This window comes from Streptomyces resistomycificus, assembly GCF_001514265.1.
Lineage (GTDB): Bacteria > Actinomycetota > Actinomycetes > Streptomycetales > Streptomycetaceae > Streptomyces > Streptomyces resistomycificus.
The window spans coordinates 134,933-161,034 of record NZ_KQ948991.1; the positions used below are offsets into that span (position 1 = coordinate 134,933).

The 26,102-nt window shown below is 71.3% G+C and carries 22 protein-coding genes and 1 pseudogene; 10 read left to right on the plus strand and 13 right to left on the minus strand.

Going from position 1 to position 26,102, the window contains the following annotated elements:
- Window positions 1-83 precede the first annotated feature (83 nt).
- From AQJ84_RS15125 to ssd, 6 genes are all read right to left on the minus strand, one after another.
- On the minus strand, window positions 84-473 hold the full coding sequence (locus AQJ84_RS15125; RefSeq protein WP_030043283.1) for a TadE family type IV pilus minor pilin: 390 nt from the start codon (window positions 471-473) through the stop codon (window positions 84-86).
- Complete coding sequence (locus tag AQJ84_RS15130; protein ID WP_030043282.1) at window positions 460-669, minus strand: DUF4244 domain-containing protein; 210 nt, start codon at window positions 667-669, stop codon at window positions 460-462. The genes AQJ84_RS15125 and AQJ84_RS15130 overlap by 14 nt, the downstream gene beginning before the upstream one ends.
- Before the next feature lie 88 nt (window positions 670-757).
- Window positions 758-1,567: a type II secretion system F family protein gene (locus tag AQJ84_RS15135; RefSeq protein WP_030043281.1), complete on the minus strand. Its 810-nt coding sequence runs from the start codon at window positions 1,565-1,567 to the stop codon at window positions 758-760.
- Window positions 1,564-2,520 (minus strand): type II secretion system F family protein, encoded by a 957-nt coding sequence (locus AQJ84_RS40900; protein WP_450370771.1) that lies wholly within the window; start codon window positions 2,518-2,520, stop codon window positions 1,564-1,566. Before AQJ84_RS40900 ends, AQJ84_RS15135 begins: the two co-directional genes overlap by 4 nt.
- A gap of 185 nt (window positions 2,521-2,705) precedes the next feature.
- Window positions 2,706-3,923, minus strand: a complete 1,218-nt coding sequence (locus tag AQJ84_RS15145; RefSeq protein WP_051870154.1) for a TadA family conjugal transfer-associated ATPase — start codon at window positions 3,921-3,923, stop codon at window positions 2,706-2,708.
- Window positions 3,924-4,288: 365 nt separating this feature from the next.
- Window positions 4,289-5,401 (minus strand): septum site-determining protein Ssd, encoded by a 1,113-nt coding sequence (gene ssd / locus AQJ84_RS15150; RefSeq protein WP_053193779.1) that lies wholly within the window; start codon window positions 5,399-5,401, stop codon window positions 4,289-4,291.
- Window positions 5,402-6,044: 643 nt separating this feature from the next.
- Between ssd and AQJ84_RS15155 the strand changes: the two genes are divergently transcribed.
- The gene (locus AQJ84_RS15155) at window positions 6,045-6,878 is read left to right on the plus strand and encodes an HAD family hydrolase (protein ID WP_030043278.1); all 834 of its coding nucleotides are present in this window, start codon (window positions 6,045-6,047) and stop codon (window positions 6,876-6,878) included.
- Between the two features lie 396 nt (window positions 6,879-7,274).
- On the opposite strand, the gene AQJ84_RS15160 is transcribed toward AQJ84_RS15155, so the two are convergent.
- Window positions 7,275-8,099: a Fic family protein gene (locus AQJ84_RS15160; protein ID WP_030043277.1), complete on the minus strand. Its 825-nt coding sequence runs from the start codon at window positions 8,097-8,099 to the stop codon at window positions 7,275-7,277.
- A gap of 101 nt (window positions 8,100-8,200) precedes the next feature.
- On the opposite strand from AQJ84_RS15160, the pseudogene AQJ84_RS15165 reads away from it, so the two are divergent.
- Window positions 8,201-9,182, plus strand: a pseudogene (locus tag AQJ84_RS15165) (ATP-binding protein).
- A gap of 3 nt (window positions 9,183-9,185) precedes the next feature.
- Here AQJ84_RS15165 and AQJ84_RS15170 read toward each other — a convergent pair.
- Window positions 9,186-10,463, minus strand: a complete 1,278-nt coding sequence (locus AQJ84_RS15170; protein ID WP_053193782.1) for a polysaccharide deacetylase family protein — start codon at window positions 10,461-10,463, stop codon at window positions 9,186-9,188.
- A gap of 311 nt (window positions 10,464-10,774) precedes the next feature.
- Here AQJ84_RS15170 and AQJ84_RS15175 point away from each other — a divergent pair, with 311 nt between their 5' ends.
- The 6 genes from AQJ84_RS15175 (at window position 10,775) to AQJ84_RS44130 (ending at window position 19,242) form a co-directional block, all read left to right on the plus strand.
- Complete coding sequence (locus AQJ84_RS15175; protein WP_053193785.1) at window positions 10,775-13,324, plus strand: SulP family inorganic anion transporter; 2,550 nt, start codon at window positions 10,775-10,777, stop codon at window positions 13,322-13,324.
- 499 nt (window positions 13,325-13,823) lie between these two features.
- Complete coding sequence (acs, locus tag AQJ84_RS15180) at window positions 13,824-15,782, plus strand: acetate--CoA ligase (protein ID WP_053193786.1); 1,959 nt, start codon at window positions 13,824-13,826, stop codon at window positions 15,780-15,782.
- Between the two features lie 186 nt (window positions 15,783-15,968).
- The gene (gene nhaA, locus AQJ84_RS15185; RefSeq protein ID WP_030043272.1) at window positions 15,969-17,417 is read left to right on the plus strand and encodes a Na+/H+ antiporter NhaA; all 1,449 of its coding nucleotides are present in this window, start codon (window positions 15,969-15,971) and stop codon (window positions 17,415-17,417) included.
- An 88-nt stretch (window positions 17,418-17,505) separates the two neighbouring features.
- Window positions 17,506-17,997: a phage holin family protein gene (locus AQJ84_RS15190; RefSeq protein WP_030043271.1), complete on the plus strand. Its 492-nt coding sequence runs from the start codon at window positions 17,506-17,508 to the stop codon at window positions 17,995-17,997.
- Window positions 17,994-18,932 carry an alpha/beta fold hydrolase gene (locus AQJ84_RS15195; RefSeq protein ID WP_053193789.1) on the plus strand — a complete coding sequence of 313 codons (939 nt, stop codon included), beginning with the start codon at window positions 17,994-17,996 and terminating at the stop codon, window positions 18,930-18,932. The genes AQJ84_RS15190 and AQJ84_RS15195 overlap by 4 nt, the downstream gene beginning before the upstream one ends.
- A gap of 127 nt (window positions 18,933-19,059) precedes the next feature.
- Window positions 19,060-19,242, plus strand: a complete 183-nt coding sequence (locus AQJ84_RS44130) for a hypothetical protein (protein ID WP_078632269.1) — start codon at window positions 19,060-19,062, stop codon at window positions 19,240-19,242.
- Between the two features lie 63 nt (window positions 19,243-19,305).
- Here the strand turns inward: AQJ84_RS44130 and AQJ84_RS15200 are convergent, their stop codons facing one another.
- The 3 genes from AQJ84_RS15200 to nth all read right to left on the minus strand — a co-directional run bounded on the left by AQJ84_RS15200 (window position 19,306) and on the right by nth (window position 22,202).
- Entirely contained in the window at window positions 19,306-20,505 is a 1,200-nt protein-coding gene (locus tag AQJ84_RS15200; protein ID WP_030043268.1) for a MarP family serine protease, read from the minus strand.
- A 13-nt stretch (window positions 20,506-20,518) separates the two neighbouring features.
- Window positions 20,519-21,220: an NUDIX hydrolase gene (locus AQJ84_RS15205; protein ID WP_030043267.1), complete on the minus strand. Its 702-nt coding sequence runs from the start codon at window positions 21,218-21,220 to the stop codon at window positions 20,519-20,521.
- A gap of 88 nt (window positions 21,221-21,308) precedes the next feature.
- Window positions 21,309-22,202, minus strand: a complete 894-nt coding sequence (gene nth / locus AQJ84_RS15210) for an endonuclease III (protein WP_078632268.1) — start codon at window positions 22,200-22,202, stop codon at window positions 21,309-21,311.
- Window positions 22,203-22,453: 251 nt separating this feature from the next.
- On the opposite strand from nth, the gene AQJ84_RS15215 reads away from it, so the two are divergent.
- Entirely contained in the window at window positions 22,454-23,128 is a 675-nt protein-coding gene (locus AQJ84_RS15215) for a Crp/Fnr family transcriptional regulator (RefSeq protein ID WP_030043265.1), read from the plus strand.
- A gap of 146 nt (window positions 23,129-23,274) precedes the next feature.
- Window positions 23,275-24,093: a nucleotidyltransferase domain-containing protein gene (locus tag AQJ84_RS15220; protein WP_030043264.1), complete on the plus strand. Its 819-nt coding sequence runs from the start codon at window positions 23,275-23,277 to the stop codon at window positions 24,091-24,093.
- A gap of 13 nt (window positions 24,094-24,106) precedes the next feature.
- On the opposite strand, the gene AQJ84_RS15225 is transcribed toward AQJ84_RS15220, so the two are convergent.
- Both AQJ84_RS15225 and AQJ84_RS15230 read right to left on the minus strand, forming a co-directional pair.
- The gene (locus AQJ84_RS15225) at window positions 24,107-24,937 is read right to left on the minus strand and encodes an MBL fold metallo-hydrolase (RefSeq protein WP_030043263.1); all 831 of its coding nucleotides are present in this window, start codon (window positions 24,935-24,937) and stop codon (window positions 24,107-24,109) included.
- Entirely contained in the window at window positions 24,934-25,806 is an 873-nt protein-coding gene (locus AQJ84_RS15230; RefSeq protein ID WP_030043262.1) for an NUDIX hydrolase, read from the minus strand. The genes AQJ84_RS15225 and AQJ84_RS15230 overlap by 4 nt, the downstream gene beginning before the upstream one ends.
- Window positions 25,807-26,102: the final 296 nt, after the last annotated feature.

Sequence of the window (26,102 nt, forward strand, 5' to 3'; positions counted from 1 at the left end):
CCCGGACCCAGCCCTCGTCCCGGACCCAGCCCTCGTCCCGGACCCAGCCCTCGTCCCGGACCCATCCTCCTGCGAGCGTCCGCTCATCTCCCCTCCCCCGCCGATGCCCCCGCCGGTTCCCCCACCGTCTCCTCCACCAGCGCCACCGCCTCCTCCCTCAGCTCGAAGGGCAGGCCGTGCAGGGCCGGTGGTTCGGCCACGACCGTCACACGGACCTGGTCCCCCTCCCGGCTGACCGTGATCTTCGCGTCGCGCGGTGCCGTCTGCCGGGTGATCTCGGCGACCGCGTCGGCCGGGTCCTGACGGGCCGCCGAGCGAGCACCGGCCCGTGCCGCATCCACGCACTGGATCTGCGCCGCCACCACGAGCAACCCCCACACCAGCGCCATCGCGAAGATCACCAGCACCGGTAGCACCATGGCGGCTTCCGCCGTGACGAAGCCTCTGTCCTTCGCTCGCTCACATCTGCGCATCGAGGGCCTGCTTCACGATGCTCTGAAGCTCCGCGCTGACCTGACCGCTCGTCACCACTTTGTAGAGAACGACGGCGAACGCCACCGCCGCGACGATCCCCATCGCGTACTCGGAGGTGACCATCCCCGCGTCCCGCCGCGCCGACCGCGCCTTGCACACCAGAGCACGCGACCGCGCCCGCACCGACTTGTACATCTCAACCCCCGTAGGACCGTTTCGTTGATCAGCTGATTGCTTGCTTACGTCTCGTTGTCTGCCTGCTCCGCGTCGACCACTGGTCGCTTCATCCACCACCCCCTCCCGCTCCGCTCCCCAGCGCCCCACCCGCCAGACCGAGCACCACGGGCAGCACACCGACCGCGATGAACGCGGGCAGGAAGCACAGCCCCACAGGCGCGCTGACCATGACGGCCGCCTGCCGTGCCCGTGCCGTCGCCTCGCGCCCCCACTCGGCGCGGGCATCCGCGGCGAGCCGGGCGACGGGTCCGGCTGCCGGCAGCCCGGAGACGCCGGCCCGTTCCAGCAGCCGCGCCAGGGTGCCTGCGCCCGGAGTCGAGGCGAGTCTTCGCCAGGCCTCACCCGGTTCGCCGCCGAGCCGCACCTCCGCCGCACCCCTCGCCAGCCCCTCCCCGACCGGCCCGCCCAGCGCCTCGCCCACCGCTTGCGCCGCTACCACCGGGCCCGCGCCCGCCGCGATACAGGCCGCCAAGAGATCGGCAGCGAGCGGCAGTTGCCGGGCCGCCTCACGGGACCGGTCTTCCGCCTTGAGCGCGGCCGGTGTCTGCCTCAGCCGCCACCGCCACAGCCCGGCCGCACCGGCCAGTCCGACCACCGCACCGGCGAACCCACCGACCAGAACCCACCCGGCGCCTGCGACCCCGGCCAACGGCAGCCACTTCCGAGCGAGGTCCCGTGCATCGATGCGCGCCCGCTCGGACTCCTCAGCCGCCTCACCCACCGCCACCAACAGCTCGGCCAGCCGACGCCTCGCCCTCCTCTCCCGCCGTACCGACTCCACCCAGCACACCAGCCACCCGAGGATCAGCACGGCCCCCAGGGCCACCCCCAGCCTGTGGACAACTTCCGCGCTCACGCCGCCTCCGCTCCCAGCACGATCCGCATCGCCCACCACATCCCCACTCCCTCCAGCAGGCCGCCCACCAGCAGGCACCCCAGCCCCGCCCCGGTGTGCAGCAGCACATGCAACGGGTCGGCCCCGAGGGCAGTACCGAGGGCGAGCCCCAAAGCAGGCAGACCGGCGAGCATCACCGCAGTCGAACGGGCGCCGGCCAACTGAGCCCGCAGATCAGCCCGTTGATCGCGCTCGGCACGCAACGCCGCTTCGAGGCGCTCAAGTCCCGCCGCAAGACCGGCGCCCTGGTCGACGGCCACCCGCCAGCACGCCGCGAGCCCCAGCAACCCCTCGGCGCCGGGCTGTCGCGCTGCGACAGCGAGCGCTGCCGGGACGTCCCCGCCGAACCGCGCCGCCGCCAACACCGCTGCCTGCGCATCGCCGAGCCCATCGGAGTCCCGCCCCGGTGTCCGTACACCGGCGAGCCCCCAGGCACCCCACACCGCCGCCTGCGCGCCGCGAAGCCCTCCGGCACCCCGCCCCGCCACAGGCCCACCGCGAAACCCCGTGTTCTTCCGTGCCGCAACCCGCGCGCCACCAAGCCCGGCACGGCCCCGCACCACCAACGAGGGCCCAGCGTCGAGCCCGCCGCCACCCCGCATCACCCCCGCGGCAACACCAAGCTCCCCGAAGCCCCGCGCCACCTCCGGCGCATCACCAAGCCCCCCGGACTCCCGCACCGCCCTCGTCAGCGCCTCGCCCGGCTGCCGCCCGCCCCGGACCTCCCCGGCCAGCGCCCCGCACAGGGCGATCACCACGTCCCCTCGACGCTCACGCAGGCGCCGCGCCTCTCCCGCCAGACGAACCCGTCGCAGCAGCGGCACACCCGCTGCCCCCGCGACAGCCGGCAGCACCGAGGAGCCCAGCACCGCCAGCACCAGCCCGACGACCACCGCCCACCACTCGGCACGCAACCGCCCACGAACCCGCCGCATACTTCCGGCCAGTTGATGCCACGTCGGCGGCCCAGCGCCCACCACTCCGCCACCCGCGAGCAGCAGCTGCGCCCGCCGAGCGCCGGGGTGCCGCCCGCCCAGCAGCCAAACGGCAGCCCCCAGGCACACCGCGGCCGCCCCCATCGACATCTCACCCATCCCGTTCACCACCGCACATCCCCTCCTTCTCGGAGCCCGACCCCGCCTCGAACGCCGTCTCCACCGCCTACTCCCATGTCCTCGCCCCGCAGCAGCTCCCGCAGCCGCTCCCATCCCCGCTCGTACGCGAACGCCTCCGCGCCCCACCGCAGTGCGGGAACGGTCCGCACCAGCCCGGAGGGATCCCGTTCCAGCACATGCACCTCGGCGATCCGCCGCCGCCCGGTCCTGTCTCGCACGAGGTGCAGTACGACCGACAGCGCAGCGGCCAACTGACTGTGCAGGGCGGCCCGGTCGAGCCCTGCCGCCGTACCCAGCGCCTCCAGCCGGGCCGGCACGTCGGCCGCGGCGTTCGCGTGGACGGTCCCGCAGCCACCTTCGTGGCCGGTGTTCAACGCGGCCAGCAGATGGACCACTTCGGGTCCGCGCACCTCGCCCACCACCAGCCGGTCCGGCCGCATCCGCAGCGCCTGCCGCACCAGATCCTGGAGGGTGACCAGGCCCGCACCCTCCTGGTTGGCGGGTCTGCTCTCCAGCCGCACGACGTGGGGATGGTCCGGCCTGAGTTCAGCCGAGTCCTCCGCGAGCACGATCCGCTCGTCCGCCCCCACGAGCCCCAGCAGGGCGCTCAGCAACGTCGTCTTGCCACTGCCCGTGCCGCCGCTGATCAGGAAGGACAGTCGCGCCCGGAGCAGCGCTCGCAGCACCCGGTCCCCGCCCGGCGGCACCGTGCCCGCGGCCATCAGTTCGCCGAGTGTGAAGGCACGCGGCCGTACGACCCGCAGGGACAGACAGGCGCAGCCGACGGCGACGGGTGGCAGCACCGCGTGCAAGCGGGTGCCGTCGGGCAACCGGGCGTCGACCCAGGGCCGCGCGTCGTCCAGCCGGCGTCCGGCCACCGCGGCCAGGCGTTGCGCGAGCCTTCGTACGGCGGCCGCGTCGGGGAAGGAGACGGTGGTCAGCTCCAGGCCGCCACCCCGGTCCACCCAGACCCGGTCGGGGGCCGACACCAGTACGTCGGTCACCGAGGGGTCGGTGAGCAGCGGTTCGAGCGGACCGCTGCCGACCAGTTCGGAGCGCAACTGCGCGGCCGCGCCGAGGACTTCCGCGTCCCCGAGCACCCGTCCCTGCTCCCGCAGTGCCTGCGCCACACACGCGGGAGTCGGTTCGGCCCCGCTCTCGACCAGCCACTGCCGCACCCCGTCGAGCAGCCCCGGCGTCATGTCCCTGTCCGCCCCGGTCGCCCAGCCGGCCGCCGTGCCACCCGACAACCACGGCGGATCAACCGCCCCCACCGACGCGGCCCTCACCGACGTGGCCATCACGGCACCGGTCGGCCGCCGCCCGGCGGCCCCGCCACCGGACAACCTCCGCGTGGGCGCCGCCCCACGGGCAGCCGCCCGGCCCATAACCGACCCACCGGCCGACCACCGCTCGACAGCCCCATCCGTGAACCCCACGTTCATGCCCTCACCCACAACCCCACTCACCGAGCCCACGCTCGTCCCCCCACCCACAACCCCACTCACCGAGCCCACGCTCGTCCTAGCGAGAGCCCCCTCGCCCTCCTCAACCGCGACGAACGCGCTCACGCCGCCCCCGCCTCCATCAACGCCCGCTCCCAGAACTCCCTGCAGAACCGAGCCAGCGGACCCCGCACGGTCGCTCCGGGAGGCGCCGGGCTCCCGTGCGGGCGGAGCAGCGCCGACTCGACGGGCACCTCGCCCGCCAGGGGCAGGCCGAGCAGGCGGGCCACCTCGCGGTCGTCGAGGCCCGGTGTGTACGGGCCGCGAACCGCGACCCTGAGGTCACGCAGGACCATGCCGACGGCAGAGGCCACCCGGCCCGCCGCGGCCACGGCGCGCAGCTCCGCGGGGACCACGAGAAGCCCCATGTCGAGCTGGGCGAGGACCTCCGCGACCCCGTCGTCGATGCGACGGGGCAGGTCCACGACGACGGTGCCTCCCCGGCGCCGGGCCGCGGCGAGCACTGCCCGTACGGCCTGGGGCGGGACGGCGACGCAGTCACCGCGGTCCCAGCTCAGCACCCGCAGCGAGTGCAGCCGCGGCAGCGACTCCTCGAGGGCTCCGCCACCCACCCGCCCCCGTGAGGCGGCGAAGGCAGGCCAGCGCAGGCCTTCGGCCGTCTCGCCGCCGAGAAGGACGTCGAGTCCGCCGCCCAGCGGATCGGCGTCCACGAGGAGCGTGCGCAGCCCTTCTCGCGCGGAGGTGACGGCGAGCGCACAGGCGAGGGTCGACGCTCCTGCCCCGCCCCTTCCGCCGATGACGCCGACGGTGAGGGCGGGCCGGCCGACGCCCTCGGCGACGTCGGCGATGCGGTCGACCAGCCACTGCTCGCCGTCGGGCAGCATCAGGACGTGGTCGGCGCCGATCTCGACGGCTCGCTGCCAGACACCGGAGTCGTCCTGGTTGCGGCCGACCAGCACCACCCCGCGCCTGCGGGCGGCCCCGCGCACCCGCCGCGCGGCGTCGTCGCCCACCAGCACGAGCGGTGCGGCCTCCCACCTGCCTCTGCCTTCCGGCACCGCGTGGTGGACCTCGGGTGTGGCGCCTGCGGCCGCGCACAGGCGCAGCAGGTCGTCGAGCAGTTCGGCGTCTTCCGTGACGATCAACGGCCGGCCCTGCCGCCCTCCGGCGGCGGGCGGCGGATCGTGTGTGACGGCTGCGGCCACGGTGTCCATCCCCCTTCACTGCATCGCACGGGGCCCTGGAGACCCCGCGATGCACCTCTCTCACAGGGCCCTGCGGCCCCGCGTTCGACCCCACTCGCGCGGCCCCGACGGCCCCGCGATTCCCAGACGCATGAAGAGCCGGCAACCGGCCTCCATATGAGCGGCCGATACGAACCGGCCAAACCCGCCCGACTAACCGGAACCAGACATGAACTCCGGAGCGAGCCGGGCGTGTGGGAATCACGGTGCAGCGATCCCGGAAATCTTGTGGATCTTGGTCGATAACTGTGGACAACTCGATGGCTGTGAATATCGCCGTCACCCATACCGGTGACCCCTGTACCACCCCCTGTGCGACTTCCACAGAGCAGCGCAGCGACTACACACAGTGACGGATCATGGGCAGGCGGAAGAGGCGGCCGCAGCCGCCTCGCCACGGCTCCGAGGCCGTGCACAGAAGGAGAGAAACCCACCCGGACATGCGACGACCCCCGCCGGGGGGGAGAGCGGGGGTCGTCTTCACGGCCGACTCGGGGGGGGAGGAGTCGGACCGCGTTAGCACGGTCGCGAACGATCCGTGACTTCCATGGTGTACCCGAGAGCCCTCTCAGGCAAACCCACGCGCCCACCTTACGCCGAATGGGCTGCCCCTATGCTCATGGTTGTGGAAAACCACTCCTTGCCCCGCACAGCGGCCTTCTTTGACCTGGACAAGACGGTCATTGCGAAGTCGAGCACGCTCACCTTCAGCAAGTCGTTCTACCAAGGCGGACTGATCAACCGCAGGGCCGCCTTGCGTACCGCATATGCCCAGTTCGTCTTCCTCGTCGGTGGTATGGACCACGACCAGATGGAGCGCACCCGCGAGTACCTGTCCGCACTCGTGCGGGGCTGGAACGTCCAGCAGGTCAAGGAGATCGTCGCCGAGACGCTCCACGAGCTCATCGACCCGCTCATCTACGACGAGGCCGCCTCCCTCATCGAGGAGCACCACACCGCCGGCCGCGACGTCGTCATCGTGTCCACGTCGGGCGCCGAGGTGGTCGAACCCATCGGCGAGATGCTCGGCGCCGACCGGGTGGTGGCGACCCGCATGGTCGTGGGTGACGACGGCTGCTTCACCGGAGAGGTGGAGTACTACGCGTACGGCCCGACGAAGGCCGAAGCCATCAAGGAACTTGCCGAGTCCGAGGGCTATGACCTCTCGCGCTGTTACGCCTACAGCGACTCGGCGACGGACCTGCCGATGCTGGAGTGCGTGGGCGAGCCCCATGCCGTGAATCCCGACCGCGCGCTGCGGCGCGAGGCACTCGCGCGCGGGTGGCCGATTCTCGATTTCCACCGGCCGGTCCGGCTCAAGCAGCGGCTCCCCGCCTTCTCCGTGCCGCCCCGTCCGGCACTCGTCGCGGTCGCCGCGATAGGCGCCGCGGCCGCCACCGCGGGACTCGTCTGGTACGCGAGCCGACGCCGCGCCACAGCGGTCTGACCTGCCCGCTCGCCGGCCTGGAGAGGACGTTCGCCATACCGGTGACCGTTTGCTGTTTGTTCGGGCAGCAAAGTAAAGAAGCGCAGTCGGGGCTTCCGCTTGTTCCGGTCCAGGAGTACAAAGGGGTTAACGGCCCGCGAGACCAAGGACATCCGAGAGGATCACCTTAAGAACGCAAATTGGCCCCACGGACCGCGCATGAACACCAGGCACCCACGCGACGTCGACCCGTCGATTACGGGCCAGCCGCACCAGGGACGGGCAAAGTTCCCGACCTGATGGGCAATATTCGAGGACGCTTGGTAACCAGGTGAACATGCCAGCGGCGGTACGAACTCTCGTACCGCCGCAACCCTGTTCCGGAGGTTCTGGAAGGTTCGGAGGTACCGGAGTCCCTCACGCCGCCCCGCGCTGCAGCGCCTCGCACACCGCCGTCGACTCGCGCGCCCCCAGTTCGACGGCACGGCCGCAGTGGGCGATCCAGGCCGCCATGCCGGCCGGAGTGCCGGAGACGTAGCCGTCGAGCGCCGCAAGGTAGGCCGCGCGCCCCAGGTCGGCGTGGCCGACCTCTGCCGGACAGACGGACTTCGGGTCCAGGCCGCTGCCCACCAGAACGATGCGTTCGGCGGCCCGCGCGACCAGGCCGTTGTGGGAGGCGAAGGGGCGCAGGGCGAGGAGTTCGCCGTGCACGACGGCGGCGGTGACCAGTGCGGGGGCCGATCCGCCCGCGATGATCAGCTCGGACAGCCCTTCGAGGCGGCCGGAGACCTCGGCCGCGCTCGGCAGCGGCAGTTCGATGAGCGGCTCGTCGACCGGCTCGCCCGCCTGGCGCGGACGCCCGACCTCGTCGCCCGAGGTGGCGGCCGCGACCATGTGCAGCCGGGCCAGCACCCGCAGGGGCGACTGCCGCCAGATGGAGAGCAACTGCCCCGCCTCAGCGGTCAGCCGCAGCGCGCTGCCCACGACGCGCGCCTCGTCGTCGCCGCTGAAGTCGGTACGCCGACGCACCTCCTCCAGGGCCCAGTCCGCGCCGGACAGCGCCCCCGAGCCGCGCGCCCCGCGCAGGGCGGCCTCGGAGGTGATCGCGTTGCTGCGGCGGCGCATGACCCGGTGCCCGTAGACCCGGTCCACGGCCTTGCGCACGGACTCCACGGACTCGGCCACGCCGGGCAGCGTGCCCAGGGTCGAAAGCGGATCGGCGGTCGCGCCTGTCGTACTCATAAGTACGACCCTACGCATCCTGGGCGCGCACCCCACGAAGGAGTGGTCTTCTTCACGCTCGCCTGCCACATACAGCTATCACGCCACTACGCTTGGTGAACATGAAAATTGCTTTCGTCGGAAAGGGCGGCAGCGGCAAGACCACCCTGTCCTCCCTGTTCATCCGCCACCTCGCGGCCACCGGGGCGCCGGTCGTCGCCGTCGACGCCGACATCAACCAGCATCTGGGCCCCGCCCTCGGCATGGAGGAGGCGGGAGGCGGCCGCACTACCAGCGATGGGTGACCGACTGGCGCTGATCAAGGACTACCTGCGCGGCTCCAATCCGCGCATCGCGTCCGCCGAGACAATGATCAAGACGACCCCGCCCGGCGAAGGCTCCCGGCTGCTGCGAGTGCGCGAGGACAACCCGGTGTACGACGCCTGCGCCCGGCCGGTGGAACTCGACGGTGGCGCCGTCCGTTTGATGGTCACCGGCGCGTTCACGGACGCCGACCTGGGGATTGCCTGCTACCACTCCAAAACCGGAGCGGTGGAGCTGTGCCTGAACCACCTCGCCGACGGCCCCGGCGAGTACGTCGTGGTGGACATGACCGCCGGCTCGGACTCCTTCGCCTCGGGGATGTTCACCCGCTTCGACATCACGTTCCTCGTCGCCGAACCGACCCGGAGGGGGGTCTCCGTCTATCGCCAGTACAAGGAGTACGCCCGCGACTTCGGCGTCACCCTGAAGGTCGTCGGCAACAAGGTGCAGGGGCAGGACGACCTCGACTTCCTCCGCGCCGAGGTCGGGGACGACCTGCTCGTGACGGTGGGGCACTCGGACTGGGTGTGTGCGCTGGAGAAGGGCCGGCCGCCCCGGTTCGATCTTCTCGAGGACGCCAACCGCCGCGCCCTGAAACTTCTGCGGTCGGCCGTCGACGCGACCTACCCACTGCGCGACTGGGAGCGCTACACCCGCCAGATGGTTCACTTCCACCTGCGCAACGCCCAGTCCTGGGGGAATGAACGCACCGGGGCCGACCTGGCGGCGCAGGTCGACCCCTCGTTCGTGCTCGGCGAGAGCGTCGTGGCAACCGTCTGACGGCTACGGCCGCTTGGCCGCCGGCGCGCCGGGCACGCCCTTCGGGGCCGGGGCCGGAGGGCCCGACAGGAAGGACGCCCAGCTCTGCTTCGGGGCCTCGCCGACTCTCAGGGAGCGCAGCTTGTCCAGGGTCTGCGGGTCCTGGGCGTCCAGCCAGTCGGCGAGCTGCCGGAAGGAAACACACCGCACGTCGGGCTTGTTGCAGACGCCCTCGATGACCTCTTCGACGGCCCGCATGTAGGTGCCGCCGTTCCAGGACTCGAAGTGGTTTCCGATGATCAGGGGCGCGCGGTTGCCGTCGTAGGCCCGGCGGAAGCCGCCGAGGAGGCCGTCGCGCATCTGGTCGCCCCAGAAGTCGAACTTGGCGGGGTCGCCCTGGGTCCTGGTGCCGGACTGGTTGACCATGAAGTTGTAGTCCATGGTCAGCTGCTCGTAGGAGTGCCCCGGGAAGGGCACGAGCTGCATCGACAGGTCCCAGAGGCCCGCCTTCTTCTTGGGCCAGACCTGGTCGTTGACGCCGCTGGTGTCGTAGCGGAAGCCCAGCTCACGGGCGGCCTCCATGAAGTTCTTCTGCCCCTCCAGGCAGGGCGTGCGGGCTCCGATGAGCTCCTTGTCGTAGTCGAAGGGCAGCGGGGCGGCCTTCTTCATGCCGGTGTTGGTCTTCCAGGACTTCACGAAGTGCTTCGCCTGGGCGATCTCGTCCTTCCAGTCCTCCACCGACCACTCGCCGACCCCGCCGCCGCTGCCGCAGAAGTGGCCGTTGAAGTGGGTGCCGATCTCGTTGCCCTCCAGCCACGCTCCGCGCAGCTGCTTCACGGTCTCGGAGATGCCCTCCTCGTCGTTGAAGCCGATGTCGGAGCGTCCGGGCGAGTGCTGCGGCGGCCTGTACAGATCCCGCTTGTCCTCCGGCAGCATGTACACGCCGCTGAGGAAGTAGGTCATCGTCGCGTTGTTGGCTTTGGCGACCTTGCGGAAGTGCGAGAACAGCTTCTGGCCGTCCTCGCCGGCCCCGTCCCAGGAGAAGACCACGAACTGCGGGGGCTTCTGGCCCGGCTTGAGACGTTCGGGCCTGGGCAGGTGGGGCTGGGCTCCGGTGTACGAGGTCGAGCCGTCGCCGATCAGGCGGACCACGTTCTCGGGCGGCGCCTGGGCGGGTTTCGCCTTCTGCGGCCCCGACGATCCCCCCTCGGAATCGTCGCTGCCGATCGCGCAACCGGCGAGGGATGCGGCACAGACCGCGGCGACCACGGCGCCCGCGGCGATCCTCTGGGTGGCGGCCATGTTCCGCCCACCTTCTTCCTTCTCTCGGCCGACGCCGGTGAGGGCGTGTTGTGGCCGTCAAGGTGACACGGGACCGAAATTGAATTAGTACGACAAGCCGAAGAAATAGCCACTTCACCCCTCCGGGTGACTGATTAACCCATTTGCCCGGAAAGTCTATGCTTGCCCTTTACTCTGCATTACGATCCATTTACTGAGCGTTGAATCATCCCGCCGCTGCACGCCGTGACCCACGGCCGCCGACCCGACCCCCCGCCCTGACGGGGGACCACCAGATCCGCGACCGCGCTGCCCCGGAGGAGACGGGAAACATGTCAGCCTGCGTCCCCACCCGCGCCGCCGAACCCACTCGGACCGAGCGCCTCGACCAACCCCACACCCCACCGCCGCCCCCACACCGCCGCTTCCGCATCGCGGGCGCCGACGTGTCGGCCTCCGTCGCGGTCTTCCTGATCGCCCTCCCCCTGTCGCTGGGCATCGCCCTGGCCACCGGCGCCCCCCTCCAGGCCGGCCTCGTCGCCGCAGCCGTCGGAGGCATCGTCGCCGGTTGGCTCGGCGGCGCCCCGCTCCAGGTCAGCGGCCCGGCCGCCGGGCTCACCGTCGTCACCGCCGACCTGATCCAGCGCTACGGCTGGCGAACCACCTGCGCGATCACCGTCCTGGCCGGCCTCGCCCAACTCGGCCTCGGCTGTCTGCGCGTGGCCCGTAACGCCCTCGCCGTCAGCCCGGCGATCGTGCACGGCATGCTCGCCGGCATCGGTGTGACCATCGCCGTGGCACAACTGCACATCGTCCTCGGCGGCACCCCGCAGAGCTCCGTCCTCGACAACCTGCGTGCGCTGCCCGCCCAGTTGGCGGATCTGCGACCGGCCTCCGTGTCGGTGAGCGTGCTGACCCTGGCGCTGTTGCTCGCCTGGCCGCGGGTTCCCGGCCGGGTCGGACGCCTGCTGCGCAGGATCCCGGCCGCGCTCGTCGCCGTCGCCGGGGCCACCGCCGTCGCCTCGCTCGCGGGGCTGGTCCTGCCCAAGGTCGACCTGCCGTCCTGGCGCAGTCACGCCCTGGCCGGACTTCCCGAGGGCCCGGCGCTCGGCCTGGTCGCCGCCGTGCTCACCACCACGCTGGTGTGCAGCGTGCAGTCGCTGCTCGGCGCGGTCGCCGTGGACAAGCTGGTGGCCGGCCGGCCCGGCCTGCCCGCCCGCGTCGGACGCTCCGACCTGGACCGCGAGCTGCTCGGACAGGGCGCCGCCAACATCGTCTCCGGATCGCTCGGCGGGCTGCCCGTCGCGGGCGTCGCGGTGCGCAGCTCGGCGAACGTCCAAGCCGGCGCCGTCAGCCGGAACTCCACGATGCTGCACGGCGTTCTCGTAGTAGTCGCCGCACTGCTGATGGTCCCGATCCTGGAGTTCATCCCGCTCGCCTCCCTCGCCGCCCTGGTGATGGCCGTCGGCATCCAGATGGTGTCCCTGAACCACATCCGCACAGTGACCCGCCACCGAGAAGTGCTGGTGTACGCCGTCACCACACTCGGCGTGGTCCTCCTGGGCGTCCTGGAGGGCGTGGCGCTCGGGATCGCCGTCGCCGTCGCCGTCGCCCTGCACCGCCTCACCCGCACCCGCATCACGCACGAAGAGAGGGAAGGAGTCCATCACGTCCACGTACGAGGTCAGCTGACGTTCCTCGCGGTGCCCCGGCTCAGCCGAGCCCTGCACCTCGTGCCCCAAGGCACCCACGCCGTCGTGGAGTTGGACGGGTCGTTCATGGACCACGCGGCGTACGAGGCGCTGCAGGACTGGCAGAACACCCACACCGCGCGGGGCGGCTCAGCCGAACTCACCGGCCGCCGCGCCGGGCTCCGGATCGGCGAGCCCGGATTCACCGACGATCTCCGCGACGAGGACGACGCAACCGAGCCGACGGCCCGGCACACTCTCGACCTCGCTCTGGCAGGTGAACCACGACAGCCGGGCCAGACAGGTCAGACCGGCGGCTCCGCCCTGGCCGGTTGCCGCTGCCGCCCCTGGACGCCGTGGCGCAACCACCAGTGCGAGCTCCCCCGGTCCGAGCCGCCCCACGACGACACCACGGACGACGCCCCCAACGCATCCGGCGCACCGGGTACACGCACCACGCCAGGTTCACCCGGCGCATCCGGTTCACCGGGCGCATCCGGACAGGCGGGCGGGCCCGAGCCCAGTGGGCATGAACTGGCGCGCGGCATCAGCGCGTTCCAACGGCACACGGCACCGCTCGTCCGGGGTGAGCTGGCCCGACTGGCACGCGAAGGCCAGCGGCCGTCCCAGCTCTTCCTCACCTGCGCCGACTCCCGCCTCGTCACCTCGATGATCACCTCCAGTGGTCCGGGCGACCTCTTCGTGGTGCGCAATGTCGGCAATCTCGTCCCGCCGCCTGGCCAGGAGAGCGGGGACGACTCGGTCGCGGCCGCGATCGAGTACGCGGTGGACGTGCTGAAGGTGCGCTCCATCACGGTGTGCGGCCACTCCGGGTGCGGAGCCATGCAGGCACTGCTCAACTCCGACCCCGGGGGTGCCCGGACGCCGCTCAAGCGGTGGCTGCGCCACGGGCTGCCGAGCCTGGAGCGGATGGCCGACGGCAGCCGCCCGTGGCCCCGGCTGGCCGGGCGGGCGCCCGCCGACGCGGTGGAGCAGCTCTGCCTGACCAACGTGGTCCAGCAGTTGGAGCACCTGCACGCCCATGAGTCGGTGGCCCGGGCGCTGAAGGACGGTGCGCTGGAGCTGCAGGGGATGTACTTCCACGTGGGAGAGGCCCAGGCGTACCTGCTCGCCGGGACGGACGACGACGAGGTGTTCGACCACGTGCGGGCGGCGGACGTACCGGCCTGACCCGGCGTGACGCCGGGTCAGGCCGGCGTGACGCCGGGTGCGGCCAAGGGTGCTGCCGGGTGCGGCCAAGGGTGCTGCCGGGGCGCGTCACGGGCATGCGGATCAACGCCTGCCCATGACGCGCCTCGCGACGCGGCCTCCTGACGCGCCTCGTGACGCGACCTCGTGACGCGCCCTCGCGACGCGGCCTCCTGACGCGCCTCCCGCACGCCACGCCGAGCCCCCGCGCCACCGCGTCGGCGCGGCACCGACGAACTCCTCGCCGGCCGCCGCCGCCACGCCCCACCGCGCTCGGGCCGAAGTGTGAAAGGCGTGACAAGGGCTGAACTCTCCCTGGTCGGCGTCCGTGGATACGGATGACCCCCGGCCGCCGAATGAGACGTACACCAACCCACGCACAGGTCTAAACCAATTTTCTGTCGGCCCTTGTCACCGAGCCCTCGGGTCTGATGAGCTGTGGCTTGGGACACAACGGACAACCCTGAGAACGGGAGATGTCGTGAGCAACGAAAGCCTGGCCAACCTGCTACGCGAGGAGCGCAGGTTCGCACCCCCCGCGGACCTGGCGGCGAACGCCAACGTCACCGCGGCGGCGTATGAGCAGGCCAAGGCTGACAGGCTCGGCTTCTGGGCCGAGCAGGCCCGCCGGCTGACCTGGGCCACCGAGCCGACCGAGACGCTGGACTGGTCGAACCCGCCGTTCGCCAAGTGGTTCCAGGACGGCAAGCTCAACGTGGCGTACAACTGCGTCGACCGGCACGTCGAGGCCGGGAACGGCGACCGGGTGGCCATCCACTTCGAGGGCGAGCCGGGCGACAGCCGCGCCGTCACCTACGCCGAGCTCAAGGACGAGGTCTCCAAGGCCGCGAACGCCCTGCTGGAACTGGGAGTTCGCAAGGGCGACCGGGTCGCCGTCTACATGCCGATGATCCCCGAGACGGCGGTCGCGATGCTCGCGTGCGCCCGGATCGGCGCCGCGCACTCCGTGGTCTTCGGCGGCTTCTCGGCGGACGCGCTCGCGACCCGTATCCAGGACGCCGACGCCAAGGTCGTCATCACCTCCGACGGCGGCTGGCGGCGAGGCAAGCCGTCCGCGCTGAAGCCGGCCGTCGACGACGCGGCCGACCGGGCCGGAAACGTCGAGCACGTGCTGGTGGTCCGGCGCACCGGCCAGGAGGTCGCCTGGAACGACAGCCGCGACGTCTGGTGGCACGAGATCGTCGACCGGCAGTCCGCCGAGCACGCCCCCGAGGCGTTCGACGCCGAGCACCCGCTGTTCATCCTCTACACGTCCGGTACGACGGGTAAGCCGAAGGGCATCCTGCACACCTCCGGCGGCTACCTCACCCAGACCGCGTACACCCACCACGCCGTCTTCGACCTGAAGCCGGAGACCGACGTCTACTGGTGCACGGCCGACGTCGGCTGGGTCACCGGGCACTCCTACATCGTCTACGGCCCGCTCGCGAACGGCGCCACGCAGGTGATGTACGAGGGCACGCCGGACACGCCGCACCAGGGCCGGTTCTGGGAGATCGTGCAGAAGTACGGCGTCACCATCCTCTACACGGCTCCGACGGCCATCCGTACGTTCATGAAGTGGGGCGACGACATCCCCGCCAAGTTCGACCTCAGCAGCCTGCGGGTGCTGGGCTCGGTCGGGGAGCCGATCAACCCCGAGGCGTGGATCTGGTACCGCAAGCACATCGGTGCCGACCGGACGCCGGTCGTCGACACCTGGTGGCAGACGGAGACCGGCGCGATGATGATCTCGCCGCTGCCCGGCGTCACCGAGACCAAGCCCGGCTCCGCGCAGACCCCGCTGCCCGGCATCGCCGCGACCGTCGTGGACGACGAGGCGAACGAGGTGCCCGACGGCGGCGGTGGCTACCTGGTCCTCACCGAGCCGTGGCCGTCGATGCTGCGCACCATCTGGGGCGACGACCAGCGGTTCCTCGACACGTACTGGTCGCGCTTCGAGGGCAGGTACTTCGCCGGCGACGGCGCCAAGAAGGACGACGACGGCGACATCTGGCTGCTGGGCCGGGTGGACGACGTGATGCTCGTGTCCGGCCACAACATCTCCACCACCGAGGTGGAGTCGGCGCTCGTCTCGCACCCGTCGGTCGCCGAGGCGGCCGTCGTCGGCGCGGCGGACGAGACGACCGGCCAGGCGATCGTCGCCTTCGTCATCCTTCGCGGCACCGCGAACGCCGAGGACGAGAACCTCGTGGCCGACCTGCGCAACCACGTCGGCGCCACCCTCGGCCCGATCGCCAAGCCCAAGCGGGTCCTGCCGGTGGCCGAGCTGCCGAAGACCCGCTCCGGAAAGATCATGCGACGTCTGCTGCGGGACGTCGCCGAGAACCGCCAGCTCGGTGACGTGACGACCCTGACGGACTCCACCGTCATGGATCTCATCCAGTCGAAGCTGCCGGCGGCACCCAGCGAGGACTGAGGACGCGGGTGACGGGCACCCGGCCGCCAGCGCGCCGGGTGCCCGTCGCATCTAACGTGGGGATCACCGGATCCCTCCCCGCGCACTTTAGGTAAGCTAAGTAAAAGGTAAGCTCAACAAAATAGGTGCGCCGGGAAGTCTGGTCGGCATGTGTTCCGTCCTGCCCACCGACCGGAGGTCCCCGCCGTGCCCGCGCCCAGCACCACCACCCGCAAAGTCTTCGGACGTCTGTCCCTGCCCGAGCGGAACTTCGTCACGGACGCGCTGCGCACCGAGACCGTCGGCGGTGTCCTGCTCCTCCTCGCCGCGGTCGCCGCGCTGGCCTGGGCGAACATTCCGGCCCTGCACGACAGCTACGAGAGCGTCAGCCACTTCCACCTCGGCCCCGCGGCCCTCGGTCTCGACCTCTCGGTCGCGCACTGGGCCGCCGACGGACTCCTCGCGATCTTCTTCTTCGTGGCCGGGATCGAGCTCAAGCGCGAACTGGTCGCGGGCGACCTCCGCGACCCCAGGGCGGCCGCGCTGCCCGTCGTCGCGGCGCTGTGCGGCATGGCCGTACCGGCGCTCGTCTACACACTCACCAACGTCACGGGCGGCGGCTCGCTCAGCGGCTGGGCCGTCCCCACCGCCACCGACATCGCCTTCGCGCTCGCCGTGCTCGCGGTCATCGGCACCTCCCTGCCGAGCGCCCTGCGCGCCTTCCTGCTGACGCTCGCCGTCGTCGACGACCTCTTCGCGATCCTGATCATCGCGGTCTTCTTCACCGCCGACATCGACTTCCTGGCGCTGGGCGGCGCGGTCGTCGGTCTCGCCGTCTTCTGGCTGCTGCTGCGCAAGGGCGTACGCGGCTGGTACGTGTACGTGCCGCTCGCGCTCGTGGTCTGGGCACTGATGTACAACAGCGGCATCCACGCCACCATCGCGGGCGTCGCGATGGGACTGATGCTGCGCTGCACGACCCACGAGGGCGAGGAGCACTCCCCCGGTGAGCGCGTCGAGCACCTCGTACGGCCGCTGTCGGCGGGGCTGGCCGTCCCGCTGTTCGCCTTGTTCAGCGCGGGCGTCTCGGTCTCCGGGGGCGCACTGGGCGAGGTGTTCACCGAACCGGAGGCGCTCGGCGTGGTCCTCGGGCTCGTCGTCGGCAAGACGCTCGGCATCTTCGGCGGGACCTGGCTGACGGCACGCTTCACCCGGGCCTCACTCAGCGACGACCTCGAGTGGGCCGACGTGTTCGCGGTGGCCACGCTGGCCGGCATCGGATTCACCGTCTCGCTGCTCATCGGCGAGCTGGCCTTCGACGGCGACGCGGCACTGACGGACCAGGTCAAGACCGCCGTCCTGACGGGGTCCGTGATCGCGGCGCTGCTGGCGACCGTGCTGCTGAAGATGCGGAACGCCAAGTACCGCCGACTGTGGGAGACCGAGGAGCGCGACGAGGACCTCTCGGGCGTGCCGGACGTCTACGAGGAAGACGACCCGGCGTATCACCTGCGGATGGCCGACATCCACGACCGCAAGGCCGCCGAGCACCGCCGGATCGCCGAGCGGATGGCCGCCGAAAGGGCGGACGCCGAGCGACGCGGGCTTGCCGAAGTGGCGGGCGGGGCAGGCGAGGAGAACGACCGTCCGGCATGATCTGACGGGACGGTACAAAAGGACCGTACACATGGACCGTACACATGCACCGCCCCGGTCAGGCACACGGCAGAAAAGGGAGAACGCGATGAGCGCACCCGACGGCAGCCCGGTCGGCGCCGAACGTAGCATCGGGCAGCTGTTCGCCTCGGCGACGACCGAGATGTCGGCGCTGGTGCACGACGAGATCGCGCTGGCGAAGGCGCAGCTGAAGCGGGACGTGAAGCGCGGCGCGACGAGCGGCGGCGCGTTCACGGTGGCCGGGGCGGTCCTGGTCTTCTCGCTTCCGATGCTGAACTTCGCGCTGGCGTACGGCATCCGGACCTGGAGCGACTGGAACCTCGCGGTCTGCTTCCTGCTGTCCTTCGCGGCCAACGTCCTCATCGCGGGGCTGCTCGCGCTGATCGGCGTCGTCTTCGCGAAGAAGGCGAAGAAGGGCAAGGGCCCGCAGAAGGTCGCCGCCTCGGTGAAGGAGTCGGCGGGCGTCCTGCAGAACGCCAAGCCGCACCCGCGTCCGGCCCTGGAGGACGGGCTCCCGGACGCCAAGGCCATCGAGGCTGTGGCACGCTCGTCCTCATGACGGATCCCGCCCCCTCCTCGGCCCAGCCCGCCTCGGTCGTACGGCCGGACGGCCCCTGGACCCACCGGGAGGTCGCCGCCAACGGCGCGCGCTTCCACATCGCGGAGATGGGCGACGGGCCGCTGGTGCTGCTGCTGCACGGGTTCCCCCAGTTCTGGTGGACCTGGCGGCACCAGCTGCCCGCACTCGCCGACGCCGGCTTCCGGGCCGTCGCCATGGACCTGCGCGGCGTCGGCGGCAGCGACCGCACCCCGCGCGGCTACGACCCCGCCAACCTCGCCCTGGACATCACGGGCGTGATCCGTTCCCTCGGCGAGCCCGACGCCGCGCTGGTCGGCCACGACCTGGGCGGCTATCTGGCGTGGACGGCGGCCGCCATGCGTCCGAAGCTCGTACGACGGCTCGCGGTCGCCTCCATGCCGCACCCCAGGCGCTGGCGCTCGGCGATGCTCTCGGACGTCAAGCAGACGACCGCGGGCTCCTACATCTGGGGGTTCCAGCGCCCCTGGATCCCGGAGCGGCAGCTCACCGCCGACGACGGCGCGCTGGTCGCCCGTCTCATCCGGGACTGGTCCGGCCCGCGCCTGCCGGACGACGACGCGGTGGAGGCGTACCGGCGCGCGATCTGCATCCCCTCGACCGCGCACTGTTCGATCGAGCCCTACCGCTGGATGGTGCGGTCGATGGCCCGCCCCGACGGCATCCAGTTCAACCGGCGCATGAAGCGCCCGGTGCGGGTGCCGACCCTCCACCTGCACGGGTCACTCGACCCGGTGATGCGCACCCGCAGCGCGGCCGGCTCCGGCGAGTACGTCGAAGCGCCCTACCGCTGGCGGCTGTTCGACGGTCTGGGGCACTTCCCGCACGAGGAGGACCCGGTCGCCTTCTCCACCGAACTCATCAACTGGCTGAAGGATCCCGAACCCGATCGGTGACCGTGCCGGAGCGCCCGGTATCCGGATCGGAACACGCGTCCTACGAACGGCCACTTGCCCGGCGCATAGGCCAATTGGGGGGCCTGGGGGCGGTTATCGACCTTGGGGCGGGGGCAGACGTCCGGGTATGGGCTGGACGCACGACTACAGTGACGTAGCACGCAAGCGACGCTCGGGCGGCGGCCTGGGCACCCACCAGCAAGGCGGTGCACCGCAATTGGCGGGTGCTGACCCGAGGGTGGGCATTCCGATCATTCTGCGTCGCCGGGCCCGCTGGGTCTCGGTACGCCTGCGTCATCCCAAGGGCTGACGCCCCTTCCTTCACCCAACCCCGGGCTTCCACCGAAGTCCGGGCCTCCACCCGAGCCCGGACTCAGAGGGCGCAGCTGTCGCTGTCCACCTGCTGGTTCGCGGTACGCCCCTTGGTGATGTCCTCCTGGATCTCGTCCGCGGTGAGCGCGTACCCGGTGTCGGCGTCGTCGAGGGACTTCGCGAAGACCACGCCGTACACCTTCCCCTCGGGGGTGAGCAGCGGGCCGCCTGAGTTGCCCTGACGGACGGTCGCGTACAGCGAGTAGACGTCCCGGCGGACGGTGCCACGGTGGTAGATGTCCGCGCCGCTGGCCGTGATGCGGCCGCGCACGCGCGCGGACCGGACGTCGTACGCCCCGTTCTCCGGGAAGCCCGCGACGATCGCGCTGTCCCCGCTGGCCGCGTCCTCGGAGGTGAACCGCAGCGCGGGCGCCTTCAGATCGGGTACGTCGAGTACGGCGATGTCGCGCTCCCAGTCGTAGAGGACGACGGTCGCGTCGTACTTCTTGCCCTCGCCGCCGATCTGGACGGTGGGTTCGTCGACGCCGCCCACCACGTGCGCGTTGGTCATCACCCGGCGGTCGGAGAAGACGAAGCCGGTGCCTTCGAGGACCTTGCCGCAACTCTGGGCGGTGCCCATGACCTTGACGATGGAGCGCTGGGCGCGGGCGGCGACGGGACTGTCCACGAGGGCCGGGTCCGGCGGCCGGACCTCCTTGATCGGCTCGTTCGAGAACGGGCTGAAGACCTGCGGGAAGCCGTTCTGTGCGAGGACCGAGGTGAAGTCCTTGAACCAGGTGTCGGCCTGGGCGGGCAGCACCTCCTGCACGCCCAGCAGCAGCTTGGAGCCGCGCACTTCCTTGCCCACGGTCGGCATCGTCGTCTGCGCGAGCGCGGAGCCGATCAGCCAGGCGACCAGGAGCATCGCCACGACGTTGACGAGCGCCCCGCCCGTCGCGTCCAGGGCGCGGGCCGGGGACCAGGTGATGTACCGGCGCAGCTTGTTGCCGAGGTGGGTGGTCAGGGCCTGGCCGACGGAGGCGCAGATGATGACGACGACCACGGCGACGACGGCGGCGGTGGTGCTCACCTCGGCGTTGTCGGTCACCGCGTCCCAGAAGACCGGGAGGAGGTATACGGCGACGAGGCCGCCGCCCAGGAAGCCGATCACCGACAGGATGCCGACGACGAAGCCCTGGCGATAGCCGACGATCGCGAACCACACGGCGGCGACCAGCAACAGGATGTCCAGCACATTCACGAAGGCCACCCTGTCATGCACGCCAGTCGAGGGGCACTTGCTTCTCGCGGTCCCAGGGCCGTTCCCAGCCCGAGTAGTGGAGGAGTCGGTCGATGATTCCGGCCGTGAACCCCCACACCAGGGCCGATTCGACCAGAAATGCCGGACCTCGGTGGCCGCTGGGGTGAACGGTGGTGGCGCGGTTGTCGGGGTCAGTGAGATCCGCCACGGGCACGGTGAAGACCCGCGCGGTCTCGTTCGGATCGACGACCCCCACCGGGCTCGGCTCGCGCCACCAGCCCAGCACCGGGGTCACCACGAAGTGGCTGACCGGGATGTACAGCTTGGGCAGCACGCCGAAGAGCTGAACGCCGGCCGGGTCGAGCCCGGTCTCCTCCTCGGCCTCGCGCAGGGCCGCCCGCAGCGGGCCGTCGCCCTTCGGGTCGCCGTCCTCCGGATCGAGCGCGCCTCCGGGGAAGGAGGGCTGTCCGGCGTGGGAGCGCAGTGAGCTCGCCCGCTCCATCAGCAGCAGCTCGGGCCCGCGCACGCCGTCGCCCTCACCGAAGAGGACGAGCACGGCGGACTGCCGCCCCGCGCCGTTCTCCGGCGGCAGGAAGCGACTGAGCTGCAACGGCTCGACCGTCTCCACCGCGTGCACCACCGGATCGAGCCAGGCGGGCAGGCCCTCCTTGCTGAGCGTCACGGAACCGCCCTGAGTGTTGCTCGCGCGCGTCATCGCCACCCCCGTCGTTCTGCTGGATCCAACGCCCGACGGGCCCGAGATCGTTCCTGGGAACGTACCCAGGAATGGGTCCGGGGGCGGATCATCCCGCTCCCAGCGGCGGCGCGGGTTTCCCGCCCGCGTCCAGGTATGCCTGCGGGGGCTTCAGGCGCTGGCCCGGGAAGCCGCCCTTCTCGTACTTGAGGAGCTTCTTCGCCTTCTCCGGGTCCGTCTCGCCCTCGCCGTACGCCGGGCAGAGCGGGGCGATGGGGCAGGCGCCGCAGGCGGGCTTGCGGGCGTGGCAGATGCGGCGGCCGTGGAAGATCACGTGGTGCGAGAGCATCGTCCACTCGCTCTTGGGGAAGAGCCCGCCGACGGTGGCCTCGATCTTGTCGGGCTCGGTCTCCTCGGTCCACTTCCAGCGCCGCACCAGCCGCTGGAAGTGCGTGTCCACGGTGATGCCGGGCCGCCCGAAGGCGTTGCCCAGGACGACGAAGGCGGTCTTGCGGCCGACGCCGGGCAGCTTGACGAGGTCCTCGAGCCGCCCGGGGACCTCGCCGCCGAACTGTTCCGCGAGGGCCTTCGAAAGCCCTATGACCGCCTTGGTCTTGGCACGGAAGAAACCGGTGGGCCGCAGGATCTCCTCGACCTCCTCCGGATCGGCGGCGGCCAGGTCCTCCGGCGTGGGGTACTTGGCGAAGAGGGCGGGGGTGGTCTGGTTGACCCTGAGGTCGGTGGTCTGGGCGGACAGGACGGTGGCGACGACGAGTTGGAAGGGGTTCTCGAAGTCCAGCTCCGGATGGGCGTACGGATAGACCTCCGCGAGCTCGCGGTTGATGCGGCGAGCCCGGCGCACCAGTGCCGTTCGAGACTCGCTCTTCTTCGCCGGACCGGCCGGAGCCACCTCTTTCACCGCAACCTTCTTTGTCGCTTTTGCCGTTTTCTTTCCGCCAGCGGGGCCCTGTTCGCCCACAGCGGAATCTCGACGTACAACCACCCGCCCAGCCCCCTAGGCCTGTGCTCTCACCGGCGATTTGGACACCCGGCCAGCCTAGAGCCCGGCACTGACATCTGCCCCGGACCCTGAAGATCAGCCCCCAATTGGACCCCTGCCGCTTACCTCAGGACACGTGTGCGGCATCCTTGTGACAGATCACACTGTTTGGAACGTCCGGCAAAATGGGGAACACGGACCCCTGGTAAGCGGGGAAGCAAGATCCCCTGAGCAGGTCGACAAGGAGAGAACTCGTGGACGACGTTCTGCGGCGCAACCCGCTCTTCGCGGCGCTCGATGACGAGCAGTCCGCGGAACTGCGCGCCTCCATGAGTGAGGTGACGCTCGCCCGCGGCGACTCCCTGTTCCACGAGGGCGACCCGGGCGACCGGCTCTACGTCGTCACCGAGGGCAAGGTGAAGCTCCACCGCACCTCCCCCGACGGCCGCGAGAACATGCTGGCCGTCGTCGGCCCCGGCGAGCTCATCGGCGAACTGTCCCTGTTCGACCCGGGCCCGCGCACGGCGACCGCCACCGCGCTGACCGAGGTCAAGCTGCTCGGCCTCGGCCACGGCGACCTCCAGCCCTGGCTGAACGTCCGCCCCGAGGTGGCCACCGCCCTCCTGCGCGCTGTCGCCCGCCGGCTGCGCCGCACCAACGACGCCATGTCCGACCTGGTCTTCTCGGACGTCCCCGGCCGGGTGGCCCGCGCGCTGCTCGACCTCTCCCGCCGCTTCGGCGTGCAGTCCGAAGAGGGCATCCACGTCGTCCACGACCTCACGCAGGAGGAGCTGGCCCAGTTGGTCGGCGCGTCCCGCGAGACCGTGAACAAGGCGCTGGCCGACTTCGCCGGCCGCGGGTGGCTGCGCCTGGAGGCGCGAGCGGTGATCCTGCTGGACGTGGAGCGGCTCGCCAAGCGTTCACGCTGACACCGTCCCCCGCCGTACGTCACGGGTCCCGTCTCCTGGAGGCGGGACCCTTTTCGTCCGCTCGGGACGCCCCAAAGGGCTTCCTGGTACCGGACGCGCGGCATAAATAATGAGCTCGGACGCCCCCAGCACGGCACAGTGACCCCATGGCCGAAACCGTTCCCGCCAAGGGGCTCGACGCCCAGGGCTGCATCGCGCGCGAGGGCTCCCTCGGGCTGGTCGCGCAGGACTTCCGCCCCGTCGTCGCGGCCGCCCGCGACCGCGTGCTCGACCTCTTCGGTGCCCGGCTGCACAGCGCCTACCTCTACGGGTCGCTTCCGCGCGGCACCGCGCGCGTGGGGCGCAGCGACCTGGACCTGCTGGTCGCCCTGCACGAGGAGCCCACGGACACGGACCGAGAGGGCGCCCGCGCCCTCGACGCGGCACTCGACAAGGAGTTCCCACAGATCGACGGCGCCGGGACGCTGCTGTACGGCCGGGGACGGCTGCTGAGCGACGTGGAGCGGTACGACCTCGGCTGGTTCGTGGCCTGCCTGTGCACCCCGCTGCTCGGCGACGACCTCGCCGAGTACCTGCCGCGCTACCGCCCCGACTCGCTGCTCGCCCGCGAGACCAACGGGGACCTGGCCCTCTTCCTGCCCCGCTGGCGGGCCCGGATCTCCGCCGCCGACTCGGAGGAGGCCCGCCGCCCCCTCGTCCGGTTCATGTCGCGCCACCTCGTCCGCACCGGCTTCACGCTCGTCATGCCCCGGTGGAACGGCTGGACGAGCGACCTCCACGAGATGGCCGAGGTCTTCGGCGCGTACTACCCACAGCGGGCCGTACAGATGCGGTCGGCGGCCGTCCTCGGCTACGAGCCGACGGGTGACCGTGCCGTCCTCCGGGCGTACGTCGACGACCTGGGTCCCTGGCTGGCCGAGGAGTACGCGCGCGTGCACGGCGTGAAGGCCGTGCGGCCGGACTGAAGCGGTCGCCCGACTAGATCAGGCCGTGCTCCTCCAGGTACTCCATCTGAGCCCGCACCGACAGCTCGGCGGCCGGCCACAGGGAACGCTCCACGTCGGCGTACACATGGGCGACCACCTCGGAGGGCGTCCGATAGCCGTCCTCCACGGCCGTCTCGACCTGGGCGAGGCGATGGGCGCGGTGGGCGAGATAGAACTCGACGACGCCCTGCGCGTCCTCCAGCACCGGGCCGTGCCCCGGAAGCACCGTGTGCACCCCGTCGTCGACCGTCAGGGACCTGAGCCGCCGCAGGGAGTCCAGATAGTCGCCGAGGCGGCCGTCCGGGTGCGCCACGACGGTCGTACCGCGCCCCAGGACGGTGTCACCGGTGAGGACCGCCTGATCGGCCGGGAGATGGAAGCACAGCGAGTCCGCGGTGTGGCCGGGAGTCGGTACGACCCTCAGCTCCAGGCCCCCGACGCGGACCACCTGCCCGGCGCCCAGGCCTTCCTCTCCCAGCCGCAGCGCCGGGTCCAGGGCACGCACCTTGGTGCCGGTCAGCTCGGCGAAACGGGCGGCGCCGGCCGCGTGGTCGGGGTGACCGTGGGTGAGCAGGGTCAGGGCGACGCGCTTGCCGGCCTTCTCGGCCATGTCGACGACGTTCCGCAGGTGGCTGTCGTCCAGCGGTCCCGGATCGATCACCACGGCGAGCTCGGAGTCCGGCTCCGCCACGATCCAGGTGTTCGTGCCGTCCAGGGTCATCGGCGAGGGGTTCGGCGCGAGGACGTTGAGGGCACGCGGGGTGGCGGGACCCGAGAAGACCCCGCCGCGGGGGCGGCCGGGAAGGGCTGCTGCGTCCGTCATGCGGGGGCTCCACCGGTCGGGATGCGTTTGGTGAACTCGTCGTGTCCCGGCCAGGACAGCACGATCTGCCCGTCCTCGTCGAGGCGGGCCTGTGCCAGGACGGGCGTCAGGTCACGTTCCGGCGCCGCGGCGAGCGCCGCGCGGGCACTGTCGTACGGGCCGAGTTGGCGGAGCGTCGCGATCGTGGGCGGCATCATCAGCAGTTCGCCCTTGTCGTACGAGGCCGCCGCGTCCCCGGGCCGGATCCACACCGTGCGATCGGCCTCCGTGGAGGCGTTACGGGTGCGCTGGCCCTCCGGGAGGGCGGCGACGAAGAACCAGGTGTCGTAACGCCGGGCCTCGAACTCGGGCGTGATCCAGCGCGTCCAGGCACCCAGCAGGTCGGACCTGAGTACCAGCCCCCGGCGGTCCAGGAACTCGGCGAAGGACAGCTCACGGCCGACCAGGGCGGTCCGGTCGGCCTCCCAGTCCGCACCGGTGGTGTCCCCGACCACGGAGTCCGGCGCAGGACCGGCGAGCAGCACGCCCGCCTCCTCGTACGTCTCCCGCACCGCCGCACAGACGATCGCCTGGGCGGCGGTCTCGTCCACGCCGAGCCGCTCCGCCCACCACGCGCGCGTGGGGCCGGCCCAGCGGACGTGCCGGTCGTCGTCACGGGGGTCCACCCCGCCGCCCGGATACGCGTACGCGCCTCCCGCGAACGCCATGGAGGCGCGTCTGCGCAGCATGTGCACGGCGATACCGGCGCCGGTGTCCTTCAGGAGCATGACGGTGGCCGCGCGCCTGGGGCTGACCGGCGTGAGGGTGCCGTCGGTCAGGGCGCGGATACGGTCAGGCCACTCCGCTGGATACCACTGCCCGTTTGCCATGGCCGGAGGCTATCTCTTGGTGAGCGGATGTTCGAGAGCCCCCTGTCGCAGATGTCACAGTTGCCGACTCCCCCCCCCGGGGTCCCAACAGACACCCTGAGGGCTACGCCCCCACCACCCGACTCGGTAGGCCAAGAAGTGACCGCCCCTGGGGGCTCCGCCCCCAGACCCCCGGACCTTGCCCACCCACCACCCGACTCGGTCGGCCAAAAGGTGACCGCCTCTGGGGGCTGCGCCCCCAGACCCCCGCTTCGGCCCTGGACGGGCCTCGTCCTCAAACGCCGGACGGGCTGAAA